This window comes from uncultured Sneathiella sp. (assembly GCF_963976355.1).
GTDB lineage: Bacteria > Pseudomonadota > Alphaproteobacteria > Sneathiellales > Sneathiellaceae > Sneathiella.
Map to the genome: position 1 here is coordinate 222,473 of NZ_CAXBKA010000005.1, position 26,660 is coordinate 249,132.

Annotated in this window: 30 protein-coding genes; 18 read left to right on the forward strand and 12 right to left on the reverse strand. The window is 51.9% G+C overall.

Annotation, left to right across the window (positions count from 1 at the left end):
- Position 1: 1 nt before the first annotated feature.
- On the reverse strand, positions 2 to 1,231 hold the full coding sequence (locus AAC599_RS13260) for an imelysin family protein (protein WP_340150884.1): 1,230 nt from the start codon (positions 1,229 to 1,231) through the stop codon (positions 2 to 4).
- A gap of 14 nt (positions 1,232 to 1,245) precedes the next feature.
- The gene (locus AAC599_RS13265) at positions 1,246 to 2,289 is read right to left on the reverse strand and encodes a hypothetical protein (RefSeq protein ID WP_340150885.1); all 1,044 of its coding nucleotides are present in this window, start codon (positions 2,287 to 2,289) and stop codon (positions 1,246 to 1,248) included.
- Between the two features lie 295 nt (positions 2,290 to 2,584).
- Between AAC599_RS13265 and AAC599_RS13270 the strand changes: the two genes are divergently transcribed.
- The gene (locus tag AAC599_RS13270) at positions 2,585 to 4,387 is read left to right on the forward strand and encodes an ABC transporter transmembrane domain-containing protein (protein WP_340150886.1); all 1,803 of its coding nucleotides are present in this window, start codon (positions 2,585 to 2,587) and stop codon (positions 4,385 to 4,387) included.
- 12 nt (positions 4,388 to 4,399) lie between these two features.
- Here AAC599_RS13270 and AAC599_RS13275 read toward each other — a convergent pair whose 3' ends face one another.
- Entirely contained in the window at positions 4,400 to 5,356 is a 957-nt protein-coding gene (locus AAC599_RS13275; protein WP_340150887.1) for a glycosyltransferase family 9 protein, read from the reverse strand.
- Positions 5,357 to 5,522: 166 nt separating this feature from the next.
- Here AAC599_RS13275 and AAC599_RS13280 point away from each other — a divergent pair, with 166 nt between their 5' ends.
- The 3 genes from AAC599_RS13280 (at position 5,523) to AAC599_RS13290 (ending at position 8,056) form a co-directional block, all read left to right on the forward strand.
- A complete protein-coding gene (locus tag AAC599_RS13280) occupies positions 5,523 to 6,044 on the forward strand; it encodes a molybdopterin-dependent oxidoreductase (protein WP_340150888.1) in 522 nt (173 codons plus the stop codon).
- Positions 6,045 to 6,165: 121 nt separating this feature from the next.
- A complete protein-coding gene (locus tag AAC599_RS13285) occupies positions 6,166 to 6,699 on the forward strand; it encodes a peroxiredoxin-like family protein (RefSeq protein WP_340150889.1) in 534 nt (177 codons plus the stop codon).
- A gap of 166 nt (positions 6,700 to 6,865) precedes the next feature.
- The gene (locus AAC599_RS13290) at positions 6,866 to 8,056 is read left to right on the forward strand and encodes a CoA transferase (protein ID WP_340150890.1); all 1,191 of its coding nucleotides are present in this window, start codon (positions 6,866 to 6,868) and stop codon (positions 8,054 to 8,056) included.
- Positions 8,057 to 8,059: 3 nt separating this feature from the next.
- On the opposite strand, the gene AAC599_RS13295 is transcribed toward AAC599_RS13290, so the two are convergent.
- Positions 8,060 to 8,806, reverse strand: a complete 747-nt coding sequence (locus AAC599_RS13295; RefSeq protein WP_340151010.1) for a glutamine amidotransferase — start codon at positions 8,804 to 8,806, stop codon at positions 8,060 to 8,062.
- Between the two features lie 106 nt (positions 8,807 to 8,912).
- Between AAC599_RS13295 and AAC599_RS13300 the strand changes: the two genes are divergently transcribed.
- Complete coding sequence (locus tag AAC599_RS13300; RefSeq protein WP_340150891.1) at positions 8,913 to 10,169, forward strand: PQQ-dependent sugar dehydrogenase; 1,257 nt, start codon at positions 8,913 to 8,915, stop codon at positions 10,167 to 10,169.
- Between the two features lie 131 nt (positions 10,170 to 10,300).
- Positions 10,301 to 10,624 (forward strand): GcrA family cell cycle regulator, encoded by a 324-nt coding sequence (locus AAC599_RS13305; protein ID WP_340150892.1) that lies wholly within the window; start codon positions 10,301 to 10,303, stop codon positions 10,622 to 10,624.
- A gap of 5 nt (positions 10,625 to 10,629) precedes the next feature.
- Here AAC599_RS13305 and AAC599_RS13310 read toward each other — a convergent pair whose 3' ends face one another.
- A complete protein-coding gene (locus AAC599_RS13310; RefSeq protein WP_340150893.1) occupies positions 10,630 to 10,980 on the reverse strand; it encodes a DOPA 4,5-dioxygenase family protein in 351 nt (116 codons plus the stop codon).
- Positions 10,981 to 11,107: 127 nt separating this feature from the next.
- Here AAC599_RS13310 and AAC599_RS13315 point away from each other — a divergent pair, with 127 nt between their 5' ends.
- From AAC599_RS13315 to AAC599_RS13340, 6 genes are all read left to right on the forward strand, one after another.
- Entirely contained in the window at positions 11,108 to 11,968 is an 861-nt protein-coding gene (locus tag AAC599_RS13315; protein ID WP_340150894.1) for a crotonase/enoyl-CoA hydratase family protein, read from the forward strand.
- 111 nt (positions 11,969 to 12,079) lie between these two features.
- The gene (locus AAC599_RS13320) at positions 12,080 to 12,727 is read left to right on the forward strand and encodes a hypothetical protein (RefSeq protein ID WP_340150895.1); all 648 of its coding nucleotides are present in this window, start codon (positions 12,080 to 12,082) and stop codon (positions 12,725 to 12,727) included.
- A gap of 99 nt (positions 12,728 to 12,826) precedes the next feature.
- A complete protein-coding gene (locus AAC599_RS13325; RefSeq protein ID WP_340150896.1) occupies positions 12,827 to 13,114 on the forward strand; it encodes a YggT family protein in 288 nt (95 codons plus the stop codon).
- A gap of 2 nt (positions 13,115 to 13,116) precedes the next feature.
- A complete protein-coding gene (locus AAC599_RS13330; RefSeq protein ID WP_340151011.1) occupies positions 13,117 to 13,428 on the forward strand; it encodes a DUF167 family protein in 312 nt (103 codons plus the stop codon).
- A 31-nt stretch (positions 13,429 to 13,459) separates the two neighbouring features.
- Positions 13,460 to 14,344, forward strand: a complete 885-nt coding sequence (gene folD, locus AAC599_RS13335) for a bifunctional methylenetetrahydrofolate dehydrogenase/methenyltetrahydrofolate cyclohydrolase FolD (protein ID WP_340150897.1) — start codon at positions 13,460 to 13,462, stop codon at positions 14,342 to 14,344.
- A gap of 10 nt (positions 14,345 to 14,354) precedes the next feature.
- Positions 14,355 to 14,672 (forward strand): hypothetical protein, encoded by a 318-nt coding sequence (locus AAC599_RS13340; RefSeq protein WP_340150898.1) that lies wholly within the window; start codon positions 14,355 to 14,357, stop codon positions 14,670 to 14,672.
- On the opposite strand, the gene AAC599_RS13345 is transcribed toward AAC599_RS13340, so the two are convergent.
- Both AAC599_RS13345 and AAC599_RS13350 read right to left on the reverse strand, forming a co-directional pair.
- Complete coding sequence (locus tag AAC599_RS13345) at positions 14,673 to 15,881, reverse strand: argininosuccinate synthase (protein ID WP_340150899.1); 1,209 nt, start codon at positions 15,879 to 15,881, stop codon at positions 14,673 to 14,675. It abuts the gene before it with no gap.
- Between the two features lie 99 nt (positions 15,882 to 15,980).
- A complete protein-coding gene (locus AAC599_RS13350) occupies positions 15,981 to 16,547 on the reverse strand; it encodes an XRE family transcriptional regulator (protein WP_340150900.1) in 567 nt (188 codons plus the stop codon).
- 97 nt (positions 16,548 to 16,644) lie between these two features.
- Between AAC599_RS13350 and AAC599_RS13355 the strand changes: the two genes are divergently transcribed.
- Both AAC599_RS13355 and AAC599_RS13360 read left to right on the forward strand, forming a co-directional pair.
- Positions 16,645 to 17,817: a benzoate/H(+) symporter BenE family transporter gene (locus AAC599_RS13355; protein ID WP_340150901.1), complete on the forward strand. Its 1,173-nt coding sequence runs from the start codon at positions 16,645 to 16,647 to the stop codon at positions 17,815 to 17,817.
- A complete protein-coding gene (locus AAC599_RS13360) occupies positions 17,818 to 18,288 on the forward strand; it encodes a GNAT family N-acetyltransferase (RefSeq protein ID WP_340150902.1) in 471 nt (156 codons plus the stop codon).
- On the opposite strand, the gene rlmN is transcribed toward AAC599_RS13360, so the two are convergent.
- From rlmN to AAC599_RS13375, 3 genes are read right to left on the reverse strand one after another with little or no spacing between them, the layout of a single operon-like run.
- Complete coding sequence (gene rlmN, locus AAC599_RS13365) at positions 18,283 to 19,446, reverse strand: 23S rRNA (adenine(2503)-C(2))-methyltransferase RlmN (protein ID WP_340150903.1); 1,164 nt, start codon at positions 19,444 to 19,446, stop codon at positions 18,283 to 18,285. The two genes, AAC599_RS13360 and rlmN, sit on opposite strands and share 6 nt — an antisense overlap.
- A gap of 47 nt (positions 19,447 to 19,493) precedes the next feature.
- Positions 19,494 to 20,084 carry an invasion associated locus B family protein gene (locus AAC599_RS13370; protein WP_340150904.1) on the reverse strand — a complete coding sequence of 197 codons (591 nt, stop codon included), beginning with the start codon at positions 20,082 to 20,084 and terminating at the stop codon, positions 19,494 to 19,496.
- A 31-nt stretch (positions 20,085 to 20,115) separates the two neighbouring features.
- Complete coding sequence (locus AAC599_RS13375; RefSeq protein WP_340150905.1) at positions 20,116 to 20,655, reverse strand: RNA methyltransferase; 540 nt, start codon at positions 20,653 to 20,655, stop codon at positions 20,116 to 20,118.
- 71 nt (positions 20,656 to 20,726) lie between these two features.
- Between AAC599_RS13375 and AAC599_RS13380 the strand changes: the two genes are divergently transcribed.
- The 4 genes from AAC599_RS13380 to AAC599_RS13395 all read left to right on the forward strand — a co-directional run bounded on the left by AAC599_RS13380 (position 20,727) and on the right by AAC599_RS13395 (position 25,091).
- Entirely contained in the window at positions 20,727 to 21,755 is a 1,029-nt protein-coding gene (locus tag AAC599_RS13380) for an asparaginase (RefSeq protein ID WP_340150906.1), read from the forward strand.
- 82 nt (positions 21,756 to 21,837) lie between these two features.
- Positions 21,838 to 22,818, forward strand: coding sequence for an NADPH:quinone oxidoreductase family protein (locus AAC599_RS13385; RefSeq protein WP_340150907.1), 981 nt, complete (start codon positions 21,838 to 21,840; stop codon positions 22,816 to 22,818).
- 5 nt (positions 22,819 to 22,823) lie between these two features.
- On the forward strand, positions 22,824 to 24,059 hold the full coding sequence (locus AAC599_RS13390; RefSeq protein WP_340150908.1) for a methyltransferase: 1,236 nt from the start codon (positions 22,824 to 22,826) through the stop codon (positions 24,057 to 24,059).
- 132 nt (positions 24,060 to 24,191) lie between these two features.
- Positions 24,192 to 25,091: a DMT family transporter gene (locus AAC599_RS13395; RefSeq protein WP_340151012.1), complete on the forward strand. Its 900-nt coding sequence runs from the start codon at positions 24,192 to 24,194 to the stop codon at positions 25,089 to 25,091.
- A gap of 106 nt (positions 25,092 to 25,197) precedes the next feature.
- Here the strand turns inward: AAC599_RS13395 and AAC599_RS13400 are convergent, their stop codons facing one another.
- On the reverse strand, positions 25,198 to 25,842 hold the full coding sequence (locus tag AAC599_RS13400) for a CoA transferase subunit B (RefSeq protein ID WP_340150909.1): 645 nt from the start codon (positions 25,840 to 25,842) through the stop codon (positions 25,198 to 25,200).
- A 29-nt stretch (positions 25,843 to 25,871) separates the two neighbouring features.
- Positions 25,872 to 26,579, reverse strand: a complete 708-nt coding sequence (locus tag AAC599_RS13405) for a CoA transferase subunit A (protein WP_340150910.1) — start codon at positions 26,577 to 26,579, stop codon at positions 25,872 to 25,874.
- Positions 26,580 to 26,660: the final 81 nt, after the last annotated feature.

A 26,660-nucleotide genomic window follows, 5' to 3' on the forward strand; every position in this document is an offset into this window, starting at 1 on the left:
GTCACCCGCCCGTCGGCACAACAACCCGAACACCAAGCAGTTTTCCGATGTCTTTGATCACGTCTGATTGGGCCTGTAAAGCGGTAATGACGGCTTCCGCTTCCTGCCGGGCGCGGCTATCCGCTTCAGATGCAAGAATCGTATCGTAGGGATGGTCGAGCTTGGCCATCGCCCCATCTGTCCGATTGAGCGCTGCAATCATTTTTGTGTTCAGATCCGGTGCGAGACGGGCAACGAGGCTGTCCAGGCCGGGGCCGGCAACGTCCCCATAAGCGCCGAAGTAGACATTTCGGATACCGCGTTGATCATAAATCATGTCATTGCGGGTGTTGTCCGAGAAGCAGGATTGCTCATCTTCCTGATCGCCGCTATCTAGGCCGGTAGCAATACGCTCTAAAGCCAGTTCGAATTCGCTTAATGTCGCAAGTGATGTGAGAATTCGGCCAAGAGCTTCGCGATCAGAGAAGCTCTTGAACTTCGCGGCATAGCTGTCAGGGTAGCTGGTATTCCAGGCTGTGACCAAGCCATCGAGATCTTTGACGAGCATTTCTGTGACGGTCTTGAGATAGAGCCGACGCCGGTCGGTTTTCTCGCTGCCTGCGATATAGTCAGATACAGGGCGATTGCCCGCAGAGGCGCCGTTTAAATCCTGTCCCCATAGAAGAAACTCGATGGCATGATATCCCGTCGTGACATCACTTTCGTCTTCAACCTGATCATACTCGCGGATACTTTCTGCGGTTATCTCGATAGAGAGATCATTGATAATTCCGGCGTCGGGGTTCCCCTCCACATAATCAATAAAACCTTCGTTCATCGGCCATGCATTGAGACGTCCTTCCGGTCCTTCAGTCCCGGCCTTGTCATCGACAAAATCAATCGGACCTTCATAGAAACGAAATGCTTCAGTTTGAAGATAGCTCGTCCGGGCATTGATCCAACTGTTCCTTGCCGCATTCAATGTGTCATTAGTGGGATTATCCAGAAGTACCTGTATTGCGGACTGCAGGTCTTTTGCATCTATTAACGCTTGTTCGTAAGTCGCAGCAACCAGAGAAGCATAATTTGCAATAACCGGATAGGCATCATAGTCCGGAACATATCCTGCGGCCTCCTTATCAAGGGCGTAGCTTGAAATATTACGAACCGGATCAGTTTGTGATGCCTGACCCGGGAAAGCCAAGGCAAGGGCGACGCAGGAAATGCCTGCGAAAAGAGTGAAGTTTTTCATTGAATATCTCATTTTTAGAATTCGATTGCATAAGAGACGAGAAAACCGAGTCCCTCGGAGTCAACGCCGCCTTCTTCAGCGTCACGCCATGCGGCGGCGACACCAAGGCCCATGTCAAAGAGATATCCAAGGGTGACATCCAGGACGTAGTCATCCGTGGAGACTCCAGCGGCTTTTGTATCTCGGCGTTGATATGTTGTGGAGGCCACCCAGTTTGCATAATTTACAGCAACACCGGTCGTCAGATATTTGGCGGTGTCGTTATCAATGCCGCCATAATTGTCAAAATAGACAAACTCAGCCATGGGTGAAATGGTGACATCTTCACCAACAAGAAAGGCATATTCGCCGCCAATGGCATATCCCAGCTGCCGGGCATCTCCGCCTTGTCCCGAGGCGAGGGATGAGAAACCGGTATGATAGCGAAATCCGGCCAGATTTTCGAAGCCACCGTCAAGAGCCACAGCGAAGGAGGAGAAATCCTCGGTATTACCAGGGCCGCCGTCGGACAGTCTTACCGGTCCGCGTTTGTTGCCAACTGAGTTGCTGAGGAAGGTCGTGTCCTGGAAAAATGTGCTGGCGGTTAAAGTATGTTCACCTGCCGCTTCAAAATGAAAACCGCCTCCAACACCAATCATCTCTGCCAGTTCATAGTCTTCATTGAGATTGGTTCCAAAAATGCCGGGAGCAATGTCCCAGGCAATCCCGAAGTTAGGCGTAAATTTACCTGCATAGGCGGAGATCACCTCGCCGTCATAATTTATTGTGGCGATATTCAGATATCCACCCAGGTCCTGGAATGCCCGATCGCCTGTGGGGTCCTCGACCGGTTCCATCGTCGCCTCGAAATTGAGGGATATTGTTTCCGTAAACGCAACATTCGTTCCCAGAATTACCGTTGGATAAAGATCATTAAACTCCGCATCCGGATCATCGGATCGATATGTCCAGTCATCCTCAATCTCGATGGAGAGCTCTCCACTAATCACGGGATAGGAGGATTCTTCGGCAGCGACGGAGAATCCGTACAAGGAAAGCGGCGCAGTAATGGCTATCAATTAAGGATAGATTCGCCGATTGTAATCGGTACTTAGGCATGGACTTATAACTTTCTGAACGTGAATTTCATTTTCAAACTCGATTTTAGTATTGATAATGAAATTGATAATCATTATCAATACTAAAATGAATGAACCGGACGTTCTTTTCAGATTGGTTTCAATGAAAACTGAAACTGTTGTATCTCGGTTGTGATTGGCTTCTCTAAGCGCGGAAAACGGTGATTTTTCTGTCAGATAGGTAGTGGCTATGGTACGAGTTGAACAATTGTGACAAGCAAAACCGGGTAAAAGATTGAGCGAAACAGCTTTTGAAACACTGCCTAAATCGGCGACGATAGTCCTTTACGATCGGCTGGTGCGTGACTACGTCGCCCATTATAAAGGCCGCCTTTTTCTGGCAATTTTCTTCATGATTATAAGTGCGTTGACGGCGACGGCAACGGCCTTCGTGATGAAACCTATTATCGATGAAGTCTTTTTCGACAAGAATCCGGAATTCGTTGTCTATACTACTCTCGCCGTTGTCTTCATTTTCGCGGCCCGCGGTTTTGCGACCTATGGCCAGACGATTGTTATGGATTGGATCGGGACTAGGGTTGTTGCTGACATACAGAAAGACCTCTTCAATAAGCTGGTTTTTGCGGATCTTGCTTGGTTTCACGATAACGCTTCAGGCAGTCTGATCTCACGCTTCGTTTTTGATACCAATTACCTGAAAACAGTAGCGACGCAAACGCTGGTCGTGATGACCAAGGACAGCCTGACAGCGATATTCCTGATTGGGTCTCTGTTCTATTATGACTGGAAGATGGCGTTGTTTATCATGATTGTCCTGCCACCGGGTGCACTGGCAATCCGGCAATTGGGGAAGCGATCCCGCAAGGCATCAAGTAAGGTGCTCGCGCAAACAGCGGATTTCAGCTCGTTTCTTGAGGAAAATTTTCAAGGGATTCGTGTTGTCAAAGCCTATGATCGAGAAACTCAAGCGGTGCAGCAAGGCGACAATGTTATCGAAGACCGGTTTAAAATACAGTTCAAGGCGCTGCGTATTGAAGCGTCAAGCGGGCCGATTGTCGAGACACTTGCCGGCTTTTTGATTGCCGGTGTTATTTTTTATGGCGCCAGCAATGTCATTGAGGGGGCGATGACCCCCGGTACATTTTTTGCCTTCATTACGGCCATCATGCTCGCCTATCAGCCCATTAAAAGTGTGGCAAAGCTATTCCCGCGAATGCAGACAGGCCTCGCCGCGGCGCAGCGAATATTCACACTGATGGATATAGAACATAAAATAGTTGATAAGCCTGATGCCGCTCCACTTGAGTTTCACAATGGCGAAGTCGAGTTCAGGAATGTCAACTTTGCGTATCATCCGGATGAGGTGGTCCTGAAGGATATTTCGCTGCAAATGGGCGCCGGTAAAAGGATTGCCCTGGTAGGCCCGTCCGGGGGCGGCAAATCGACTATTCTGAACCTTATTCCACGGTTTTATGATGTCAATGGCGGCGACATTCTGGTCGATGGCCAAAGCATACGGGACGTAACGATTGCCTCGCTTCGCCAAAAAATAGCTCTGGTCAGTCAGGACGTTTTCCTGTTTGACGACACGGTGAGGGCTAATATCGCATATGGGCGGGACGATGTGAGTGATGCCAAGATTGTCGAAGCCGCAAAAGCAGCGGCGGTTCATGATTTCGTGTCGGCCCTGCCAAAAGGATATGACACTCTTGTCGGAAGCCATGGCGTTCGTTTGTCCGGCGGACAGAAACAACGTATCTCAATTGCCAGGGCAATGCTGAAAGACGCTCCGATCCTGTTGCTGGATGAGGCGACATCGGCATTGGATACAGAATCGGAGCGGAAAATTCAGGCGGCGCTCAAACATCTTATGAAAGGGCGGACATCGCTTGTCGTCGCGCATCGACTGTCAACAATTCTCGATGCGGATGTGATCAATGTCGTGGTTGCCGGCGAGATTGTCGAGAGCGGTACACATGACCAGCTCCTGAAAAAAGAAGGGGTCTATGCGGATCTCTATAATCACCAGTTTTCTTTTGATTCTAGCGTAACGCCGTTCCGCGAGGTTAAATCCTGAACATCCGAGGTGTTATCTTTCGGTAATGCGGGCGTAAAAGCCCTCGATTTCCTGAAGGACAAATTCAAACGGAAGCGGTTCCTCTGGATTGAGATCGGAATATCCTTCAGATCGAATAATCGGCGTCCCCGGCGGTGAGCTTTGAAGGCAAAGGGAGCGATCGCCCCAAGGACGGTAGACCGTTGGTTTGCCGATACCGAACAGGGCTACGGTCAGAATATCGACGGCCACCGCCGTATGCATCAGTCCGGAATCGTTCCCGACGAATAGATCACATTGCGAAAGGATGGTCGCTGCTTCCATAGGAGTTGTTTTGCCAACAAGGTCGATAACCTGTTCTTCCGGTAAAGCATGAACGACCGGCATCGCCTGGGCTTCCTCGCCGGGGGCGCCAAATACTGCAATGCGGGCACCCTCCATGATGCCGCCCTTTGCCGTTAATTCTCTCGCTAGTCTTAGATAATTCTCATGATGCCATTGTTTCTGATAAAAGTTGGCCGTTGGAGCTAGCGCCAGGATTTTTCCGCGCTGATCAATGGGACCGAGCCATTTTCCTGATGCATTGATCTGGCCTGGCGTCGGCAAAATACGAGGGGGTAGAGGCATATCAAGACCGATAAGCCGGGCGTTGGCCTGTGCCTTATGGATATCATCTTTTCCACCGCGCCATATATGGCGATGACGTGCCGGGAGAAACCCCAGAAGAGAGCCCCGAAAGTCGACGATACGATGCCAGATCACGGGGCCGAGGGATAAAGCGACCTCCGGCCAGTGCAGGCTGAAACGGCGCTTCCTCACTCCGATGACACGATCGACTCCCGGAACACCCTCAAAAATGCTTTTGGGAATATCGCCGCAAACAATGGTAACTGGAATATCCGGTTCTGTTTCTAGGAGGTAATGAAGCACTCCCGTCGTTAGAACCGCATCGCCCAGTCGGTTCGAGGCGACAAACAATGTACGCTTCATAAAAAAAACCTTTGAACGTAAACTTCAGTATCGGCTACATATACGATTATAACGATTGCCTCCATTATTATCGCTGTTTGCGCTGATGGAAGGCGGTATTTTCTAACAGGGTGTTGTTGGCTGTCATGGATATTTGGCAGCTCAAATATATTATGGGAGCAGGATATTGGCAAAGTCATATGCGTTGAAGAGTGAAACCGTAATCTACCGGATTACTCTGAGTTGGGCCATGTTGTTCCTGTTGATCATGATTGGCGCCTCTGTCGCGGCGGCAGAAGAAACCAAGCTTGCGATTACAGGGAATATCAAGTCTGAACATGGGGCAATTTATTTCAGTCCGGGAGATATGGCTGCTTCCAAGCCGGTTGTCATTGTCACCTCCAGCCCATGGACAACCGGCAAGACACGCTTTCGCGGCGTTTTCCTTCGCGATATTCTGGACAAGGTGGAAGCAGACGGAACTATCCTGAAAGCAATGGCCAAAGATGGCTATACGGTTGAAATCCCCATTTCCGATGCGATGGACTATGACGTGATCATTGCCTACAAGATGGACGGTGAATGGTTGGAAGAAGATGTGTATGCGCCTTTCTGGATAATTTATCCATATGATATGGATGAGGAACTCGCGCAGGAGAAATACTACGGCCGATCGATCTGGCAGTTGACCCAGCTTGTTGTTGAGTGAAAGCAACCGCTCTCTGACATCTCAAAGCCTCTTGTCATTCATCGGCATAGGACCTAATTTATTGGAATGATCATTCTAAAATAAATTAGCTGGATTTGGGCCAAAGCGAAGAGGGTTGACGATGACAGACACCAAGCTGACAGCAGGGCAGAAATTCCCTGAAACTATTGTTTCACTTGTTGCCGGGGGCGAAGTTACCCTTGGTAAGTCAGATTCCAACGTGGATCGATGGCAGCTCGTCATCGTCTATCGCGGGAAGCATTGTCCGATTTGCATGCGCTATCTGGCACAGCTTGAAGGCCTGAAAAACGATTTTGAGGCGGCAGGAGTGGATGTCGTTGCGGTTTCAGGAGATGGTATTGAGAAAGCGTCAGCGGTTGCCGATGAAAATAATCTGACTTTTCCTGTTGGTTATGATCTCTCAGTCAATCAGATGAAGACATTCGGCTTGTATATATCTGATCCCCGATCGCCGAAGGAGACCGATCAGCTGTTTCCGGAACCAGGGCTGTTTGTTCTTCGTCCGGACGGGACAATTCAAATCATTGATATTTCAAACGCGCCCTTTTCCCGACCGGAACTTGGGGCGATACTCCGCGGAATCCGTTTTATCCGGGAAAATGACTATCCGATCCGGGGAACACACGCCGCCTAGAATTGCGCAGGCATTCAGAACCGCCGGAAGACAGGTCCGCGAAGTTTTCAGCAACCTGTGAGCTTAAGTCATTGCCAAAGCTTTCCATCAAAGGCATTCTTGCACGGAAAGCGGGATATGAATATTCCTGGAAAAAATAACAAGAATGATCAGGAGAGCATGAAAAATGTCGAATATCTTATCGGGAATTCGGGTTCTGGATTTTGGCCGTTATATTGCCGGGCCCTATTGTGCGACGGTGTTGTCCAGTTTTGGGGCGGAAGTTATCCGGATTGAAAAACTCACCGGTAGTGAGGATCGCTATATCACACCGCTGACAGAGGATCAGACTGGTGATGGCGGCATGATCATGCAGATGGCACAGAACAAAAAAGGGATGACCCTGAACCCGATGAAGCCCGAAGGGCGGGAAGTGGTCAAACGTCTGGTGAAGACCGCGGATGTCGTGGTTGCCAACCTGCCGATTGAAACACTGCAGACGATGGGTCTCGATTATGAGAGCCTGAAGGCTGTCAAGGAAGACATTATCCTCACGCACGGGTCCGCCTTCGGGGATGAGGGGCCCTATAAAAACCGTGTTGGCTTTGACGGCCTTGGGCAGGCAATGTCCGGTGTCATGCATATGTCCGGAAGCGAAGGTGAGCCCCGTAAGCTCTATGGCCCTTATGTCGACTTCACGACAGCGTTAATGGGCGCCATCGGGACGATGGCCGCGCTGCGACATCGTGATATGACGGGTGAGGGGCAAGCCATCAATACATCTTTGTTTGGCTCGTCCGTACTCATTTCAAGTGTCACGCTGATGGAACAGGCGATGTTAAAGCTTAATCGGGTTGGAACGGCAAACCGCGCACAAGGTGCTGGACCGGGAGACACATTCAAGACAAAGGACGGCTGGGTTCTGGTGCAGTCTCTCGGCTGGCCGTTGTTTGAGCGCTGGACCAAGCTTATCGGTGAGGATCACTGGCTGACGGACCCGCGCTTCAAGACAGACCAGAGCCGCGGTGATCATAATGAGATTATTTCCGAACGTATGGCGAAATGGTGTGCCGAACGCACGACAAAAGAGGCGATTGCGGCCATGGATGAAGTTCGGCTCCCCTGTGGTCCCGTCATGTCGCCACAGGAAGTGCTGGATGATCCGCATCTCGCGGCAATGGGACTTATGAAGGAAATGGAATATCCGGGCTTCGACAGGAAAATCCCGCTTACGGAATTGCCGATCAAGATGTCCAAAACGGACACCAAAATGAAAACACGGGCGCCGACGCTGGGTGAGCATACAGACGAGATCATGAAAGGGCTTGGTTATTCCGAAGAAGAGCTCGCGGATTTGCGGTCCAAACGCGTGATCTAGAGTCTAACTGCCAAAGGCCGCCTGTTGCTGTGCTAAAGGCGGCAGCCAGTGGTCCAGAAAGCGATCGAGCCAGTTTCTGACCTCTTCGTCATATTGACGGCGACCTTCCAGCTGTACTTCGGCGGACTGGGCCCCCGGATCCGACAGCATATGGGCTGCCTTTTTTGCCCAGCGGCGGTTCATCGCTTCGGTGACTTCCGGATGGAACTGAATGCCAAAGGCATTTTTTCCGACCTGATAAGCCTGGTTCGGGAATAGGTCTCCGCTTGCGAGCAGAGTTGCACCTTGTGGCAGATCAAAGCCCTCTCGATGCCATTGATAGGCCTGCATCGGCTGATGAAAGAGGGGGCTGCCATTCTCGGTCGGGGTGAGTTGGTAATAGCCGATCTCACGAAAGCCGTCTTCATGTTCTGCGACGCGCGCACCCAGGGCGCGGGCCATGATCTGGGCGCCAAGACAGATGCCGAGGTAGGGTGTTTCACTTTTCAGGATGACATCGATCAGTTTGGTCTCGTCACGAATAAAGGCTTCGTGATCATCATTCGCACTCATCGGCCCACCAAAGATAACGGCTGCGTCATGTTCATCCATCGTCTTCGGTAAGGGATCACCGATGGCGGGAATTCGCATGTCCAACTCGAAACCGCGTGTTCTGATGGCTTCACCGACACGACCGGGATCGGACGTGGCCTGATGGAGAACAAGGAGGACTTTTTGTGGCATTCTTGAGATACGGGCTTCCTGATTTATGCATTAAACCGGCCTGCCACCTAGTTTAACTTTCCTTCGGGCGGTGACAAGACCATATCCAGATAATATGGGAAAATAGTTGGTAATCTGTTACCGAAGGGAAGATATGAAACAAATAGCTGCGCGCATAAAAGATCTATCGGTCATGATCCTCATAATATTGGCCGTCATGCCATTTGCTGTCGTTCATGCGGAGGATAGCGATGAAGTCGGTGCGACGATCACGATCCGGGCCGAGGATCTTCCCAAACCATACGAAACACCGGTAGAGGCGTTGAGTCCTCGTCGGGTAAGCAGCAACAAAGAGGGCGAGCTGAACGTTCCTCCGGGCTTCAAGGTCAACGCTTTTCGCAAAGACCTGACGCATGCGCGATGGCTCTACAGTCTCGAAAATGGGGACGTTCTGTTGGCGGAGCCGCGCGGCGGCAAGATTACGCTCCTGCGTGATGCAGACAGGGACGGAGATGCAGAAATGGCAAGCGTTCTTGTCAGCGACCTTGACACCCCTCATGGCATGGCGATTATTGGGGACTGGCTTTATATCGGTGAGGAAACTCAGCTTCGACGGGTCCCGTTCAAGGTTGGTGATCTGGAAGTAAGCGGACCAATCGAAGAGGTCACTGAGCCGGGATCTCTTGGCGATGGTGGCGGACATTGGACCCGTATCCTTCTCTATGATGCGAAGGATAATGCTTTGTATATCGCCGTCGGCAGCGCTTCAAATGTTGGGATTGAACCGCTTCCAAGGGCCAGCATCCAGAAATACTATCTCGATGACAACAGAATGGAGACGGTGGCGACAGGCCTCAGGAATCCTGTTGGGATGGATTTCAACCCGCAAACCGGGGCACTTTACACCGTCGTGAATGAGCGGGATGGATATGGTGACGGATTGGTGCCGGACTATCTGACAGAGGTTAAGCAAGGCGGTTTTTATGGCTGGCCTTATGCCTATACAGGGACTTTCCCCGATCCTGATTATGCAGAGGAAGCGCCAGAAATGGTGGAGAAATCGATCCTGCCTGATGTGCTGTTCCAGTCACATTCCGCTCCCCTCGGTCTTACATTTTATCGCGGAGGCTCCTTTCCGGATGAATATGTGAATGATGCTTTTGTTGCTTTTCAAGGATCATGGAACGCATCGAAACCCACAGGCTACAAAATTGTCCGGGTTCCGTTCGAGAATGGGCGCCCGACAGGGTCGTATCAGAATTTCGCGACCGGCTTTCGCATTGAAGCAGAGGAGCCAGGCGCCGCAAAAGTATGGGGGCGGCCCGTCGGGCTTGCTGTGGCTGCGGATGGTTCGCTGCTCGTCGCCGATGCGGTCAGCCAAACGGTTTGGCGTATCTCTTACGCTCAGTAGAGACGGCTAAAGGATATCTATAGACTCTGCCGTCGCCGAAGGATATATCAAGGTCTTTGGCGGCGGACGGATTTTAGCATATCCTATTGCCAGCCGGTGTATACAAGGCAACTGCAACAAGAGATCTGGGTATGAGTTGGACTGACGAACGTATTGAAAAGCTGAAAAAGCTCTGGGGCTCGGGAAAAACAGCCGCGGAAATTGCCGAGGCGCTTGGGGACGTTACCCGCAATGCCGTTATCGGCAAGGCAAATCGCCTTGGACTCTCTGCGAAATCAACACCTACTGTTGCCAAACCGAAAAAGAAAGTTATCCCGGCGCATCGGGCCTGCCAATGGCCGATCGGGCATCCGGGGGAAGACAATTTCCATTTCTGCGGGGATGAAGCCGTTCCCAGCAAGCCTTATTGCCTCAAACATTGCAATATGGCCTATCAGAACAAGGACAACAGCTAAGGTCTCTAGGTCCGCTCAAACATTCCAAGATTAAGCTCGAGTTTCTCACCAAGCCATAAGGCATTATCGCGATGGTCGGCAAGATCATCGCCGGTTTCCGGATGGATCAGTATATCCAGTCCCTGACGATTGAGCATCAGCCAAGGGACTATTTCAGAAAAATCTTCGGTAGAGAATATTACCTGATACATGGAAATCGGATGAGGGCCAACAGCATTGTCATGCCAGCGCCCCAGGATTACGTCGAAATGTTCATCCAGCTGCTCGCGGACTACTGCGGCAACGTCTTTGTTCCCCGGATTATAATAAACATGGGCGTGATAGCCTCTTATCGCTTGTTTCGCATTTTGGGGCATTTGATGTATCCTTTGAGAATTCTCTGGCCTTATCGGACCGTTCCTTGCTAGCATAAATTCTTTAAATCATCTTGTCATGACAAGACGGTATCAACCCCATAATAATCAAGAAGCCGGAGGTAATCCCGTGTCCTATGAACATATCCTGTATGACGTTGAAGACCAGATTCTGACGATCACTCTCAACCGCCCCGACAATCTGAATGCTTTTACGGCGACAATGCGTGACGAGCTTATAGATGCATTCGACAAGGCGGATGAGGACGATAATGTTCGGGCCATTATCATGACGGGCGCGGGACGGGCATTTTGTGCCGGTGCGGATCTTGGGGCAGGCAAGGATACATTTAACTACAAGGCACGCGGTCTTCAGAAAGAGGGTGAGGTTCACCGCGATGGGGGCGGGCGCGTCACCTTACGGATGTATCAGTCAAAAAAGCCGATCATTGGTGCGATCAATGGTCCGGCGGTTGGCATCGGCGCAACAATGACCCTGCCGATGGATATCCGTCTTGCTTCTGACAAGGCGCGGATGGGCTTTGTCTTTTCCCGGCGGGGAATCGTGATGGAAGCCTGCAGCAGCTGGTTTCTACCGCGACTGGTCGGAATATCCCAGGCGGCTGAATGGGTTTATTCTGGACGGATATTCCCGGCAGATGAGGCGAAGGAAGGCGGTCTGGTCAAAGCCGTCTATCCGCATGATGAACTGATCCCGGCGGCCCGGAGCCTTGCAAATGAACTCATTGCCGATTCCGCGCCCGTTTCGGTGGCGCTCTGTCGGCAGATGATGTGGCGGATGCTGGGTGCAGATCATCCGATGGAAGCCCATAAGGTGGACAGCCGCGGTATTTCCATGATGGGACAAAGCCCGGATGTTGCCGAAGGCGTCACCTCTTTCCTGGAAAAGCGTCCTGCGAAATTCTCCATGCGGCCGTCAACCGACATGCCGGAGTTTTATCCCTGGTGGGAGGAGCCGGAGTTCAAATAGGACGTTATACATAGAATATGCACTTTTAAAGTGTATTTAACATTGAATTAAAGCAATTATAGATTATATCCGGTTCTTGTGCTTCAACCTGCAGGAACCGGAGAAATCTTCATGCATTTAAAATCCCTGTTTATCAACGGCGGCATCACTATCGTCGTTATTGTGGCAATTGTCGCCGGTGTGTATGCGGCTGAGAAACATGTTAACTCCACCGCCAAGGATGCGATTGTGACAGTCGGCAGCTATGCCACTGGTGAAAAAGTAACTCTCGACGCTTTTGATGTGAATATTCTCACCGGCCGGGGAAGCATTACGGGATTGACGGTCCCGAACTCCAGCATTGGCAGTTCAAAGACAAGCTTTGTTGTCGATAAAGCCGAAATCCGGATTACCCCCTGGAGCATTTTATGGGGCCCGCTCCATATCAAATCGATTGACATTACAAATCCGGCCGTTGATCTAGAAACCAGTGCTACCAGTTCCAACCTCGCAATCATTCTCGCCGCGGCGGCGGCTTACGCTGCGACGGCGGACAGTTCCGGCGATAAGAGCGATAAACTTCGTGTGGATAGCCTGACCATCACTGGCGGCAAGTTGTCGGGGAAAATATATCCTCTCACAACGACATATTCGACGACATTGCCAGATATCAGGATGAGTGATATGGGCGGAAGTGATGGCATGACCCAGGCGGATTTTGTCAAAGCCCTTTTGACCCAGGTTGTAAATCAGTCGACGACCGCCGCATTGAAACACTGACAATAAACGCCGCTTTTCAATTTCTTCGCCCGTAGAATGGTTGCCTTTTACGGGCGTACAGCCTAAATGTAGGTTGGGTTAAATCGAGCAGGTATATACATGACATCCTTACTCCTTCTGATCAGCACGATTATCACTATTTTTATCTGGTTACTGATCGCAAATGCCATTCTGAGCTGGCTGGTGGCGTTCAACGTGATTAATACGAACAACCAGTTTGTCTCAACGGTCGGGAACTTCCTCTACAGAATTACCGAGCCACCGCTGAGACCCATTCGGCGGGTGGTCCCGACGATGGGCGGGCTGGATGTGTCGCCGGTTATTCTGATTCTGCTATTGATTTTCCTCAGGAATCTGCTGTTTGAATATATGCCGCTTTCGATGTGAGAATGCCGTTGAGGCGAGGTGATGAAGGTGTTCTGCTTGATGTCAGACTTACTCCCAATGCGGCGTATAACCGCATTGAAGGAATTATTGTTGATGGTGAGGGCCGCCCGCGCCTGAAAGTAAAAGTTACCGCAATTCCGGAAAATGGGAAAGCCAACAGCGCATTGGTCAAATTAATGTCGAAATCAACAAAGCGCGGCAAGGGCGTTTTTGAAATTATCTCCGGCAAGCTTGATCGCAATAAGACGTTACTCATCAAGGGTGATCCTGTTGCGGTTGAAGCTGAGATGAAAAAATGGCTTGAAAGCAAGTGACCGGAAATGCCGCAGGCGAGGGGATATAGAAATGACAGCGACAGTAATTGACGGCAAGGCCTTTTCGGCCCGGGTGCGGGAAAAGGCGGGAAAACAGGTGGAGATCCTGAAACGTCAGCATGGATTGACGCCGGGCCTTGCGGTCGTGCTGGTTGGCGAGGATCCGGCAAGTCAGGTCTACGTCCGCAATAAGGGCAAGGCAACGCAGGAAGCCGGGATGAAGTCCGAGGAAATCCGCCTTGAAGACACGGCCACTGAGGCTGAGGTTCTCGACGTTGTCCACCGGCTTAATGCTGATCCGACAATCCATGGCATTTTGGTCCAGCTTCCGCTTCCCAAACAGGTTGATGAAATGGCGGTGCTGGATGCGATCGATCCCATGAAGGATGTGGATGGCTTTCATGTGATCAATACGGGGCGGCAGGCTGTGGGGCTGCCTGCGATGGTGCCCTGCACGCCACTTGGCTGCATAATGATGCTGAAGGATACGCTGGGTAATCTTTCGGGACTGAATGCGGTTGTTGTCGGACGGTCGAATATTGTCGGCAAACCTATGGCCAGCTTGCTGCTCGCAGAGAGCTGCACAGTGACGATTGCCCATTCCCGAACCAAGGATTTGCCCGACGTGTGCCGACGGGCGGATATTCTGGTGGCGGCCGTTGGGCGCCCAGAAATGATACGGGGTGACTGGATCAAGCCGGGTGCCACGGTCATTGACGTCGGCATTAACCGCATACCCAAGGAAGATGGCAAAACGCGGCTTGTCGGTGATGTTTGCTATGAGGAAGCAGTAGAGGTCGCAGGTGCGATCACGCCGGTTCCGGGAGGTGTCGGGCCGATGACAATTGCCTGCCTGCTTGCCAATACGGTGACTGCCGCCTGTCGACAGGCCGGTGTTGAGGAGCCGGAGGTCTGAAGCGCCGCCATTGAGATACAGCCGTCAGACAAGCGAAAAATTTCTCAAGTTTGTCGCCATTGGCGCGCTTGTGGGTATTGTTTTCAGCATCATATTCGTCGTTCTGCCGGCGGCGGCGCTGCTGTTTCTGTTGAACACGCTTGATGTTGGCTGGAACCTGCAATGGATCCCTTCCGCGCCGGTTCTGATGACGCTAGGGGCAATCGGCGGCGGAGTTTTTTCCGCCGTCCTCTTTATCAAGGATCGTTACATCCCCTATGTGGAGGAAGTCCCTGATTTTGAAGCAGATGCCGAGGAACCGGGAGCCGACCCCTACGACAGGGAATAATCAGGATTTCTGCCGGTGAAGCAGCCGCAGACGGAGTGCATTCAGCTTGATAAAGCCTTCTGCGTCCCGCTGGTCGTAAACCGTGTCTTCCTCAAAGGTCACATGCTCCATGGAATAGAGCGAATAAGGGCTCTTCCGTCCGACAACGCTTGCCCGTCCTTTATAGAGCTTGAGGCGCACCGTTCCGGTCACCTTCTCCTGGCTCTTGTCAATCAGGGCCTGAAGCATTTCGCGTTCCGGCGAGAACCAGAGACCGTTGTAGATCAACTCTGCATACCGGGGCATGATATCGTCTTTGAGATGCATTGCCCCGCGATCGAGTGTAATCTGCTCGATCCCCCGATGGGCCTCAAGCATGATCGTGCCGCCAGGCGTTTCATAAATACCGCGGGATTTCATGCCGACGAACCGCCCTTCAACCAGGTCGAGGCGTCCGATACCATTGTCGCCTGCATATTTGTTCAGTGCCGTCAGCAATTCCGCAGGAGACATTTTTTGTCCATTAATGGCAACAGGGTCGCCCTTTTCGTAGTCGATTTCGATGTAGGTCGGTGTGTCAGGGGCATCCTCTGGCGCAACGGTCCGTGAATAGACATATTCACCGGCCTCTTCCCAGGGATCCTCCAGCGCCTTTCCTTCAGCAGAAATATGCAGCAGGTTGGCATCGACAGAGAAGGGGGCTTCGCCGCGCTTATCCTTCGGAATCGGAATCTGGTTCTTCTCCGCAAAGTCGATCAGCTTGGTCCGGGAATTAAGATCCCATTCCCGCCAGGGTGCAATCACCTTGATATCCGGATCCAGTGCATAGTAGCCAAGCTCGAAGCGAACCTGGTCGTTTCCTTTGCCCGTCGCGCCATGTGCGACCGCATCGGCTCCGACTTCCTTTGCAATCTCGATCTGCCGTTTTGAAATCAGCGGTCGCGCAATGGATGTGCCCAAGAGATACTGGCCCTCATAGACCGCATTGGCCCGGAACATCGGGAAAACGAAGTCACGGACGAATTCTTCCCGCAGATCATCGATATAGATTTCCTTGATGCCCAGCATTTCCGCCTTGGCGCGCGCCGGTTCCAGCTCTTCTCCCTGTCCCAGATCGGCGGTAAAAGTTACCACTTCGCAATTATAGGTCGTCTGAAGCCATTTCAGGATGACGGAAGTATCGAGACCGCCGGAATAGGCGAGAACGACTTTTTTGATTTCTTGGGACATGACAGGGAACCTCGGTAGGGAATCTGTTATATGGTCAATTTTTCAGCGCGCAAACTAGGGGAAAAGCGACAGCTTCGCAAGGGGAGTTTCCGGCCACATTCAGGCGCGATGCGGATAGTGGATCACCGACAACGTGACGGCCTTTTCACCGCCGCGGTTCCGATAGCCATGGGGCCGATCTCCGCGAAAGCGAATTGTCTGGCCTTTTTCAATTGGATGCCAGAAATCATCGGTCAGTACTTCCATCTTTCCGGACATGACAGTGATATGTTCGATAACGCCCGGCTCATGCGGCTCCGAAATACGCTCATAACCCGGCAGGAATGTCAGTTCCATAAGATCAAACCCGAAACGCGGCTCGAAAGGGAAAAGTGGTGCGACGGCCATGCCCTTGTCGCCTGGAATATTACGAATGACTTCCGCATCCCGGATGACTGTATCCAGTGCGATCTCCGGCAGAGGCTCCATCAGGGAGGAGACGGACACCTTAAAACCTGTTGCCAGCTTCCAGAGGACAGCCGTTGTCGGGCTCGATTCGCCTCGCTCTATCTGGCCGAGCATGGCTTTGCTCACCCCCGTCTGCGCAGCGGCAGTATCCAGACTCCAGCTACGCTCCTTGCGCAGGGATTTAAGGGTGTTGGAAAGATGTTCCTTCAGATTCTGCATAAAGGATCCGATTTTGCTTGAGCGTTATAGCGCACATCTGCTAGTTATTGCACGAACGTGCGTTATAACGTATTTCAATATAAGAGGCATAGAGCAAATGCTAAGGTTTTTTTCTCCTGGCTATATTGCCACTGGCTTTGTCGCCGTTCTGGTCGGCTACGCCGGTGCCGGGGCAATTGTATTTCAGGCAGCTAACGCCGCCGGAGCGACGCCGGATCAGATCAGTTCCTGGCTCTGGGCCGTCGGGATTGGCATGGGCGTCAGCAGTGTCGGCCTCACTCTCTTTTATCGCCAGCCTATCCTGATTGCATGGTCAACGCCCGGAGCCGCGCTCCTCGCGACCAGCCTGCCGGGAGTCCCGATGGGGGATGCAATCGGCGCCTTTATCTTTAGCTCAGTCCTTCTGACGCTTTGCGGCGTGACCGGTCTTTTTGAAAAAATCATGGCATTCGTGCCCCAATCGCTCGCATCGGCCTTGCTGGCGGCAGTCCTTTTGCGCTTTGGTCTGGATGCCTTTGTCGCTCTTGAAGCAGATGTGGTGATGGTTGGCGCCATGGTGGTTGTTTTTCTCGTTGCCAAGCAGTTTATGCCCCGTTACGTCATCCCGCTCACCCTGCTGACCGGTGTTGTCATTGCCTTTTCTGGCGGCCAGATTTCATCGATTGAGGCCGATTTTATGCTTACCTGGCCGGTTTTTGTTATGCCAAGTTTTGACATTCCCACATTGATCGGTGTCGGCATTCCGCTTTTTGTCGTGACCATGGCCTCCCAGAATGTGCCGGGAATTGCCGCGCTACGTGCCCATGGATATACTGCTCCGGCGTCTCCGCTGATCGGCTGGTCCGGCTTTACCGGAATTTTGCTGGCACCATTTGGCGGTTTTGCCTTTAATCTGGCCGCGATCACGGCGGCCCTGTGTATGAGCCCGGATGTCCATCCCGATCCTGCGAAACGTTATCCGACGGTGCTTTGGGCATCCTTTTTCTATGCCCTTGCCGGGCTTTTTGGCGCTGCGATTACGGCTCTGTTTATTGCGTTTCCTGCTCCACTCGTCATGGCGATTGCCGGGCTTGCTCTGTTGTCAACCATCGCCAACAGTCTTGAAAGCGCGCTTAAGACTGAGTCGGAACGAGATGCCGCCATCCTGACTTTTGCCGTGACGGCATCGGGCATGACACTTCTGTCCGTCGGCGCTCCTTTTTGGGGACTGGTCATCGGGATGTGTGCTTATCTTTTCAAGGAATATGTAACCTCCTCCCGGAATATTTAGATGGTCGACATTGTTATGGCGGATGAAGAGTTTGAAGACTGGCAGGCGCTGCTGAGCCTGCTGCAAGATGCTTTCGCCTATATGGAGGCGCGCATTGATCCGCCGTCCTCTCTTCGCCTGCTAAATACAAAGACGATCATCGACAAAGCGAGGGAGGAGACCCTTCTTCTCGCTTGGGAAGGCAGCCGGCTAGTCGGTTGCTGCTTTCTCAAAGATATGGATGGAAAAATCTATCTTGGTAAACTCGCTATTGATCCTCAAACACAGAAATCCGGCGTTGGAGGGCTGCTCGTTGAGTTTGCCAAAACAGTCACGAAATCCCGGAACAGGAAAATAATCGAGCTTCAGTCCCGTGTCGAACTGACAGAGGTGCATGAGTTCTTTAGACGCCATGGTTTCCGTCAAACCGGCACCACCGCCCACAAGGGTTATGATCGCCCGACAAGTATCACAATGCAACTTGAATTATAAAGCAGCGGAAGCTTCGTTTTTCTTGATCTGTGACGCCGAAACTTTCTTGCTCTCGGACTTGAGTTGACCGCAGGCGGCCATGATATCGCGGCCGCGGGGGACACGAATGGGAGAAGAGTAGCCTGCGTCATTGACGATCTTCGCAAAGCGATGCATTGCGTTATTGCTGGAGCATTGATACTGAGTGCCGGGCCAGGGGTTGAAGGGGATCAGATTGACCTTGGCCGGGATATCCTTCAGCAATCTGACAAGTTCACGCGCATCGGCTGGACTGTCATTGATACCATCCAGCATGACATACTCAAAAGTGATCCGCCGGGCATTGTTGCTGCCGGGATATTCCTTGCAGGCTTGCAGAAGTTCCTTGATCGGATAACGTTTGTTGATCGGAACCAGAATGTCGCGGATATCATCCGTCACGGCATGAAGTGATATGGCGAGATTAACTCCAAGCTCCTCTCCGCATTGATGAATCTTCGGAACCACCCCGGACGTTGACAGGGTAATCCTGCGTTTTGAGAGAGAAATCCCTTCTCCGTCCATGATGATTTTCAGCGCCTTGGCGACATTATCATAATTTAGGAGCGGTTCCCCCATGCCCATCATGACGATATTTGAAATCATGCGTTCGCCTTTGGGGCTCGGCCATTCATTGATTGTATCCCGGGCGACCAGCATCTGCGAGATGATCTCGCCCGCTGTCAGATTTCGTACGAGTGTCATCGTGCCAGTATGGCAGAAACTGCAGGTGAGGGTGCAGCCGACCTGACTCGACACGCAGAGGGCGCCACGATCCTCTTCGGGGATATGGACCGATTCCACTTCCTGACCGTCGGGGAATTTCACCAGCCATTTCCGGGTACCGTCGGTCGATTCAAGAAGAGAGGTGATCTCCGGGCGGTCCGCCGTAAATTTTTCAGGAAGCCAGGCACGCATCTCCTTAGAGATGGAGGTCATCTCATCGAAATTGCTGGCGCCGCGATAATACAGCCAGTGGAAAAGCTGGCGCGCGCGCATTTTCGCGGCCTTCTCGTCTATGCCTTCGGCGACGAGCGCAGCGGCCATTTCGCTCCGGTCAAGCCCGATCAGGCTCATACGGATGGCGAATAATTCAGAATGCCGGTCAACGGCATTTACATCTGGAATCAAATGGGCCATAGCGTCCAAACTTATTTAAAAGGCGGCTTATACTCTTGTCGGGCCGGTCAAGTACAGCTTTTTCTAACCTGTTGGTAGGCCGCAGTAAATCCCTGAAGGGAATAGGTGTCTACGGTAAGCGTTCCGCGGCTGGAGGTTCCTTTGATAATCATCTTCGATCCTGCACGCATGGCGCCAATCAGTTTCTCATCACTGCCACCTTCGGGAACCCAGGCAACTTCGTTGTTCGTTGCAAGGACGAATTTGTTATTGCCAATCAAGGCATCGACCGTCGATTTATCCTTATACGGATAGCCGGCAACATGGCTGACTTCTTCTGCGGATTTGGATTTTGGGCGATAGGTGACCATGACATATATATCGCCGCGATTAACCCCTTGCGGAGTAGATTTCAAAGGACGCGACAGCATATAGCAGACCTTGTTACCATTCTCGCTCCAGCTATAGGCGAGCCAGTCATTGAAGGTACCGAGTGCACGGGGGTCTGTTTGTTGCGCGCTCGCCGTACCAATCATGAAGATCAGGCTGAGCGCCATCAGGAACATTGTATTTGTTAATCTGCGCATGAGGAGAGAATACCGGTCCGCAACCATTTTTTCCAGAGTTGCGGCCTTCAAATTTTCTTTATACTCGATCATCAACAAACCCTGCCTTGCTGTTTGCGTCGTGTTACTCGGTTACACGCCGCTTGATGGGTGCCCCCTGGACGTGTGCTTTCAAAGGCTCGGGCTTGCCAAGCTCACTGGTTGGTCGCTGGGCGAACCGTCCATGGGTGACAATTCTGTCATACATAACAATTGCGCCAGCAGTTGCAACATTGAGACAGAAATTTGTCGGAATTTTGATGAAATAATCGCATTTTTCCTGCATCGCGGGAGAGAGTGAGCCGTGTTCCCGGCCGAGGACATAGGCGGCGCTAACGGGATGAAAAAAGCTGGGCAGTTCCGTTGCTTCATCCAGCAATTCGACTCCAACTACCTTGCATCCCTTGGGAAGCTGCATCTCAGTGAGGTTCTCGTAATCATACCAGGGGATGTTTTTGGGAGCGACGGACGTGTCAGAGCGGGCTTTGCGGACAGAATAGTCTGCGCCGATGGTGAAAACGAAACTTGCACCGAAAGCATGGGCTGTCCGAAACAGGTTACCCGCGTTCATCGGCTTGCTGATCCCTTCAACGCCTATACCAAAATATCCTCGGGAAATTCCCATAACTTCCTATTCTCCTCGGTTGTTTCCTGTTAAAAAGTCATTTCCCCAAAAACACGATGTGACTGAATGAAATGATTAAGCATTCCTCCGAGAAATTCGCAAGACCTCCTTTTACGGTAAATGTGTCCCGTGGTGACATGGTGGAAAGCCGACACCAGGTTGTCGCCGCTATTTCAGATTCCAGCGGGAAACTGATAAAAAGCTGGGGCCAGGTAGACAGCCCGGTTTATTTGCGTTCCGCGATCAAGCCGTTACAGGCATTGCCCTTGATTGAAAGCGGTGCGGCGGATGCCCTGAATGTAAGCGAGAAGGAACTTTCGCTCGCCTGCGCCTCCCATACCGGCGAGCCAATCCATGTAGAGGCCGTTAAAGGCTGGCTAGGTCGTATCGGCCTTGATATCTCGGATCTCGAATGCGGTCGTCAATGGCCGACCTATGATCCGGCTGCCCGGGCACTTGCCGCCGCCGGGCAGGAACCAACGGCCGCCCATAACAACTGTTCGGGTAAGCATTCGGGCTTTTTATCAACGGCATTACATCTGAAGGAGCCGTTGAAAGGATATATCAATCGCGACCATCCGGTTCAGAAGCGGATCGTGGCGGTGCTGGAGGAATTTACGGATCTGGATCTCAGCGACGCCCCTGTTGGTATTGATGGTTGTTCCATTCCGACCATCGGCATTCCTTTGCAGAGTGCGGCGTTGGCTTTTGCCCGATTTGCTGATCCTTCTAAAATGTCTGCGGATCGTGCGTCGGCATGTCGGCGATTGCAGCAGGCCATCGTAAAATATCCGGAAATGATTGCGGGATCCGATCGGCTCTGCACGGCATTGGATGGTGCGGCCAAGGGCAGGATAATCGCCAAATTCGGCGCAGAGGCGGTTTACCTCGCGGCACTTCCCGAGGCAGGCATCGGCATTGCCATCAAGGCACTTGATGGGACAACCCGCGCCGCGGAGGCGGCGCTTGGCGCGATACTGGAGGATCTGGGCGTTCTCGATGACGCGATACATCAGGCTGTCGATCCCTATATACGCCCGGTCCTGCGGAACAGGAATGACATGGCGATTGGAGACATCAACGTGGTTTTGAATAATTGAGCTGTCTCTTCGATTGACCTTAGCTTCCCGTCAGTTGTAAGTTTGTGCATTGCAAAAATAAAAATGACATGTGGGAAGAATCATGAAAGCACTTGTTTGTAAGGAATTTGGTGATCCGGATATTCTCGTTATGGAGGATATAGCTGAACCTGAAGTTAAAGAGGGTATGGTCAAGATCGAGGTGCATTCGGTGGGGCTCAACTTCCCCGATACACTGATGATCGCCGGGAAATACCAGTTCAAGCCGCCTTTTCCCTTTTCACCGGGAATGGAGTCTTCGGGCGTCGTAACTGCAATTGGCAAGGGGGTTACCAATGTTGCCGTCGGTGACCGTGTCATGGCTAACCATGGTGTCGGTGGTTTTGCGGAATATGTTCTGGCGCCGGAAGACAGCACCTATAAAATCCCGGATAATATGCCTTTTGATCAGGCAGCGGGTTTTCCCGTCACCTACGGTACGACCTATCATGCGCTGGTTGACCGCGGCAATCTGAAGCCGGGCGAAGTGTTGCTGGTTCACGGCGCTGCGGGCGGTGTCGGCCTCAACGCGGTCGAGCTTGGCAAGGCGCTGGGGGCGACTGTCATTGGAACTGTCGGATCCGACGAAAAAATTGATATCGTCAAGCAGTATGGCGCGGAGCATGTCATCAATTACTCGAAAGAGAGCATTCGCGACCGGGTTAAGGAACTTACCGATGGAAAAGGCGCCGACGTCATCTATGATCCGGTTGGGGGAGATGCGTTTGATCAGTCCATGCGGTGCATAAACTGGGATGGACGCCTGCTGGTTATCGGATTTGCGTCCGGCCGGATTGCGGAGCTCAAGACCAATCTGGTGCTTCTGAAAGGCTGCTCGGTCATCGGTGTGTTCTGGGGTGATTTTGCCCGGCGGACGCCTGAAAAGAACCGGGCTAATTTCCAGGCAATGCTGGATATGGTGGAAGAAGGCAAGATCAAGCCGCATGTCTCCATGCATTTTCCACTTGAACAGGGGGCGGACGCAATGAAGGCGCTGCTCTCGCGTAAATCAACGGGCAAGATTATCATTACCGTCAAGGAATAGTATTGGTGTCTAAAGGAAGGGGGAAGCGCGACCAGGCCGTCAAACGTCAGTATGAAGTGCTTCCCTATCCGCCCCGCGATCCGAAAGATGAGGCAAAACGCCTGATCGAAGGCAGCCCGAGCCATCTGGACGAAGTCAATCACTTTCTTTTCACCGGCAGACGTGATTTTACAAAGCCCTTTCACGCGCTCGTTGCCGGAGGCGGGACTGGGGATGCCGCGATCATGCTGGCGCAGCATCTCGCTAATCGGGGAGAGGCGGGTAAAGTCACATATCTTGATCTGTCTGCGGCAAGCCGGAAAATAGCTGAAGCGCGAGCAAAGGCACGAGGCCTCAAGAACATTACATTCCTGACGGGCTCTCTCCTTGACTTGCCGAAAATGGACTTGCCACTTTTCGACTATATCGACTGCTGCGGTGTCCTGCACCACCTTGAAGAGCCGGAAGCAGGTCTTGCGGCGCTTAATGAATGCCTCGCTGATGACGGCGGGATGGGGTTGCTGTTATATGCTACCCTCGGCAGGACGGGCGTTTATCATGTGCAGAATGCTCTTAAAAGCCTGACCGCCGGGGATTCTGTCAGTAATCAGATCAAATATGCGAAAAGCCTCCTGAATGATCTCCCACCGAGCAACTGGCTGAATAAGAACGCCGCTGTCGGAGATCACAAATTGGGGGAAGACGCGGCACTTTACGATTTACTGTTGCATCCTCGGGACCGGAGTTATCTGGTGCCGGAAATCCTGAACCTGCTGGCAACGTCGGGTTTGGAACTTGTCAGTTTTATTATGCCGATACGTTACGATCCGACACTGTACCTAAAAGATCAGGATTTGCGAAAGAAAGCGCGAAAGCTGGAAACCGGCGCGCAGGCCGCGCTTGCCGAAAACCTTGCCGGAAATATGAAGACCCATAGTTTCTACGTTCGTAAAGCTGATGGCAGTACGCCGGGTTTGGCAAAATTTGAACCCGAAATGATTCCGTTCCTGAAAGACGGAAATCAGGACGCACTGGCCCGTACGCTGACGGCTCATTCTTACTTGACGGCACGTTTTGATCAGGAGCCTGTTTCTATTCCGGTTCCGGACAGGGCTGGCGAATTTGTGCAAAAAATAAATGGCGTAAAAAGCCTTCGCGATATTCAAAATGACCTTTCCATGGATTGGCCTGTATTTCGCGCCCAGTTTGCCCCAACTTATAAATTTCTGTATGGACTTAATCTACTTTGGCTGAAATTTTGAACGCAGGGCTGTATTGCAGAATTAGTCTTTGCCTTTATTGGCCAACTATTTATTCTGATTAGAATGGCCGCTTTTCGACTCCCGTTCAAAACCATACTGCAAAAATCGCCAGTGCTTAGGGCCGTAGGCCTGATGCTCTTTGCCTGTTTTGTGCTGTCGGTTATGGCAGGTGAAATTCGGTATGTGGCAGATACCGGAATGCCGATTTTTCAAGTCGTGTTTTTGCGTAATGTTGCCGGGTTGATGTTTTTTCTGCCGTGGTTTGCGCGGGTTGGATTTGGCGCGCTCAAGACGGAACGTATGGGTGCATTTGGTCTGCGCAGCCTATTTGGGTTCGCCTCCATGCTGAGCTGGTTCTATGCGGTGAGTGTCTTGCCGCTCGCGGATGCCGTGGCGCTGAATTTTACTGCGCCTATCTTTGGCACCATTCTGGCAATTATTTTCCTCAAAGAGATTGTGGGTATTCGCCGTGGAACGGCCATGGTTGTCGGCTTCCTCGGCGCGATGATTATATTGCGGCCCGGATTTACGGAGCTCAGTATTGGCGCCTATTCTGCGGTTTTTTCCGCAATTACCATGGCGTCTTCAATGATCATGGTAAAACTCTTGTCCCGAACAGAGAGCACGACGGCAATGGTTGCATTGAACCAGCTTCTGATCTTGCCAATGTCGCTTATTCCAGCGCTTTTCGTCTGGGAGACACCGACAGTGGAACAACTACTGATCATCCTGTTCATTGGCTTCCTGGCAACAATAGGGCATCTGGCATTTACCAAAGCCTACTCACTCGCGGATGCGTCCGTGGTTATGCCGTTCGATTTCTTCCGCCTTATTTTTTCTGCACTGATCGGATTTATTTTCTTCATGCAGGAACCAGACTTTCTGACATATGTCGGTGCCGCCGTCATTTTTGCCTCGTCCATTTATATTGCCATCAGGGAATCAAGGGTCAGCGCGGCGCAGGCCCGTGAAAAGGAGAAAGAGATTTTAGCACAGACTGCTGCAGAAACCCGCTCTGGTCCCACAAGATAAGGCCGAAGACTCAATCTTTATATCGTTCTGCAGGAAGCCGTGACCGGCAAGAAAAAGCCCATCGTCTCCGATGGGTCGTTTCCGTGAAGCTAGACGAACTCATCATCTATAAAGCGACGACAAATTCAGCCTCTGTCGCTGCCTCCACGTCTTCCAGAGTGACACCATCCGCCAATTCAATCAGCTTCATGGTGGTCTCTTCGCCTTGTTTGTCAAACGTGAAGACAGCCATATCTGTAATAACCATGTCGACGACACCTTGCCCGGTCAAGGGCAGATTACAGGTTTTAAGCAGCTTCGGTGTTCCCTTGGCCGTATGCTCCATAACGACGATCACTTTCTTGACGCCAGCGACAAGATCCATGGCGCCCCCCATACCCTTGACCATCTTGCCGGGGATCATCCAGTTGGCAAGATCGGCATTTTCTGCAACCTGCATGGCGCCAAGAATGGAGAGGTTGATGTGTCCGCCGCGGATCATCGCAAAGCTGTCTGCATTGGAGAAATAACTCGTCGTCGGTAATTCTGTAACGGTCTGCTTGCCTGCGTTAATCAGATCTGCATCTTCCTCGCCTTCGTATGGAAAGGGGCCCATGCCAAGCATGCCATTCTCGCTCTGGAGCTGAATTTCCATTCCTTCAGGAATATAATTCGAGACAAGTGTCGGGATACCGATCCCGAGATTAACGTAGAAGCCGTCTTCAAGTTCCTGTGCGGCGCGTTGCGCCATCTGTTCTCTGGTCCAAGCCATTTTATTATCCTCTATCTCGGTCAGGCGGATTAATTGCGGGGGCGGGTTGTGCGTTGTTCAATGTGTTTTACAGGGTTCGGCACATGCACGATACGTTGCACATAGACACCCGGTACGACGATATGATCCGGATCGATTTCGCCAGGTTCAACCAAATGCTCGACTTCCACGACCGTAATTTTGCCCGCCGTCGCCATCATGGGGTTGAAGTTGCGCGCCGTCTTACGGAAGACCAAGTTACCTTCCTTATCTGCCATATAGGCATGGACAAGCGCGACGTCGGCGGTCAGGCCCATCTCCATCACATAGTCCTCACCATCGAAATTACGAACCTCTTTCCCTTCGGCGACTAAGGTCCCTACGCCGGTCTTGGTGAAGAAGGCCGGGATGCCTGCGCCGCCAGCACGGATCTGTTCAGACAAGGTTCCCTGAGGAGTGAAAACGACTTCCAGATCACCGTTCAGATATTGCTCGGCGAACATTTTGTTCTCCCCGACATAAGACGAGACCATCGTTGATATCTGCTTGCTTTCCAAAAGGACTCCAAGGCCGATGCCATCGACGCCCGCGTTGTTGGAAATCACTGTCAGGCCCTTTACGCCGGAGTCTTTTACAGCTTCGATCAGCGTTTCTGGAATGCCGCAAAGGCCGAATCCGCCTGACATCAATGTCATATCATCCTTTAATATTCCCTCCAACGCGGTCTTGGCGTCTGCGTATATTTTCCTGTCGCTCATTCTAAAATCCTTATTCAGTAAGCTCGTGCTCCGGGGATTGTCGCAGCTTTATAACAATAAATTGCTGTGCTGCACAAATTT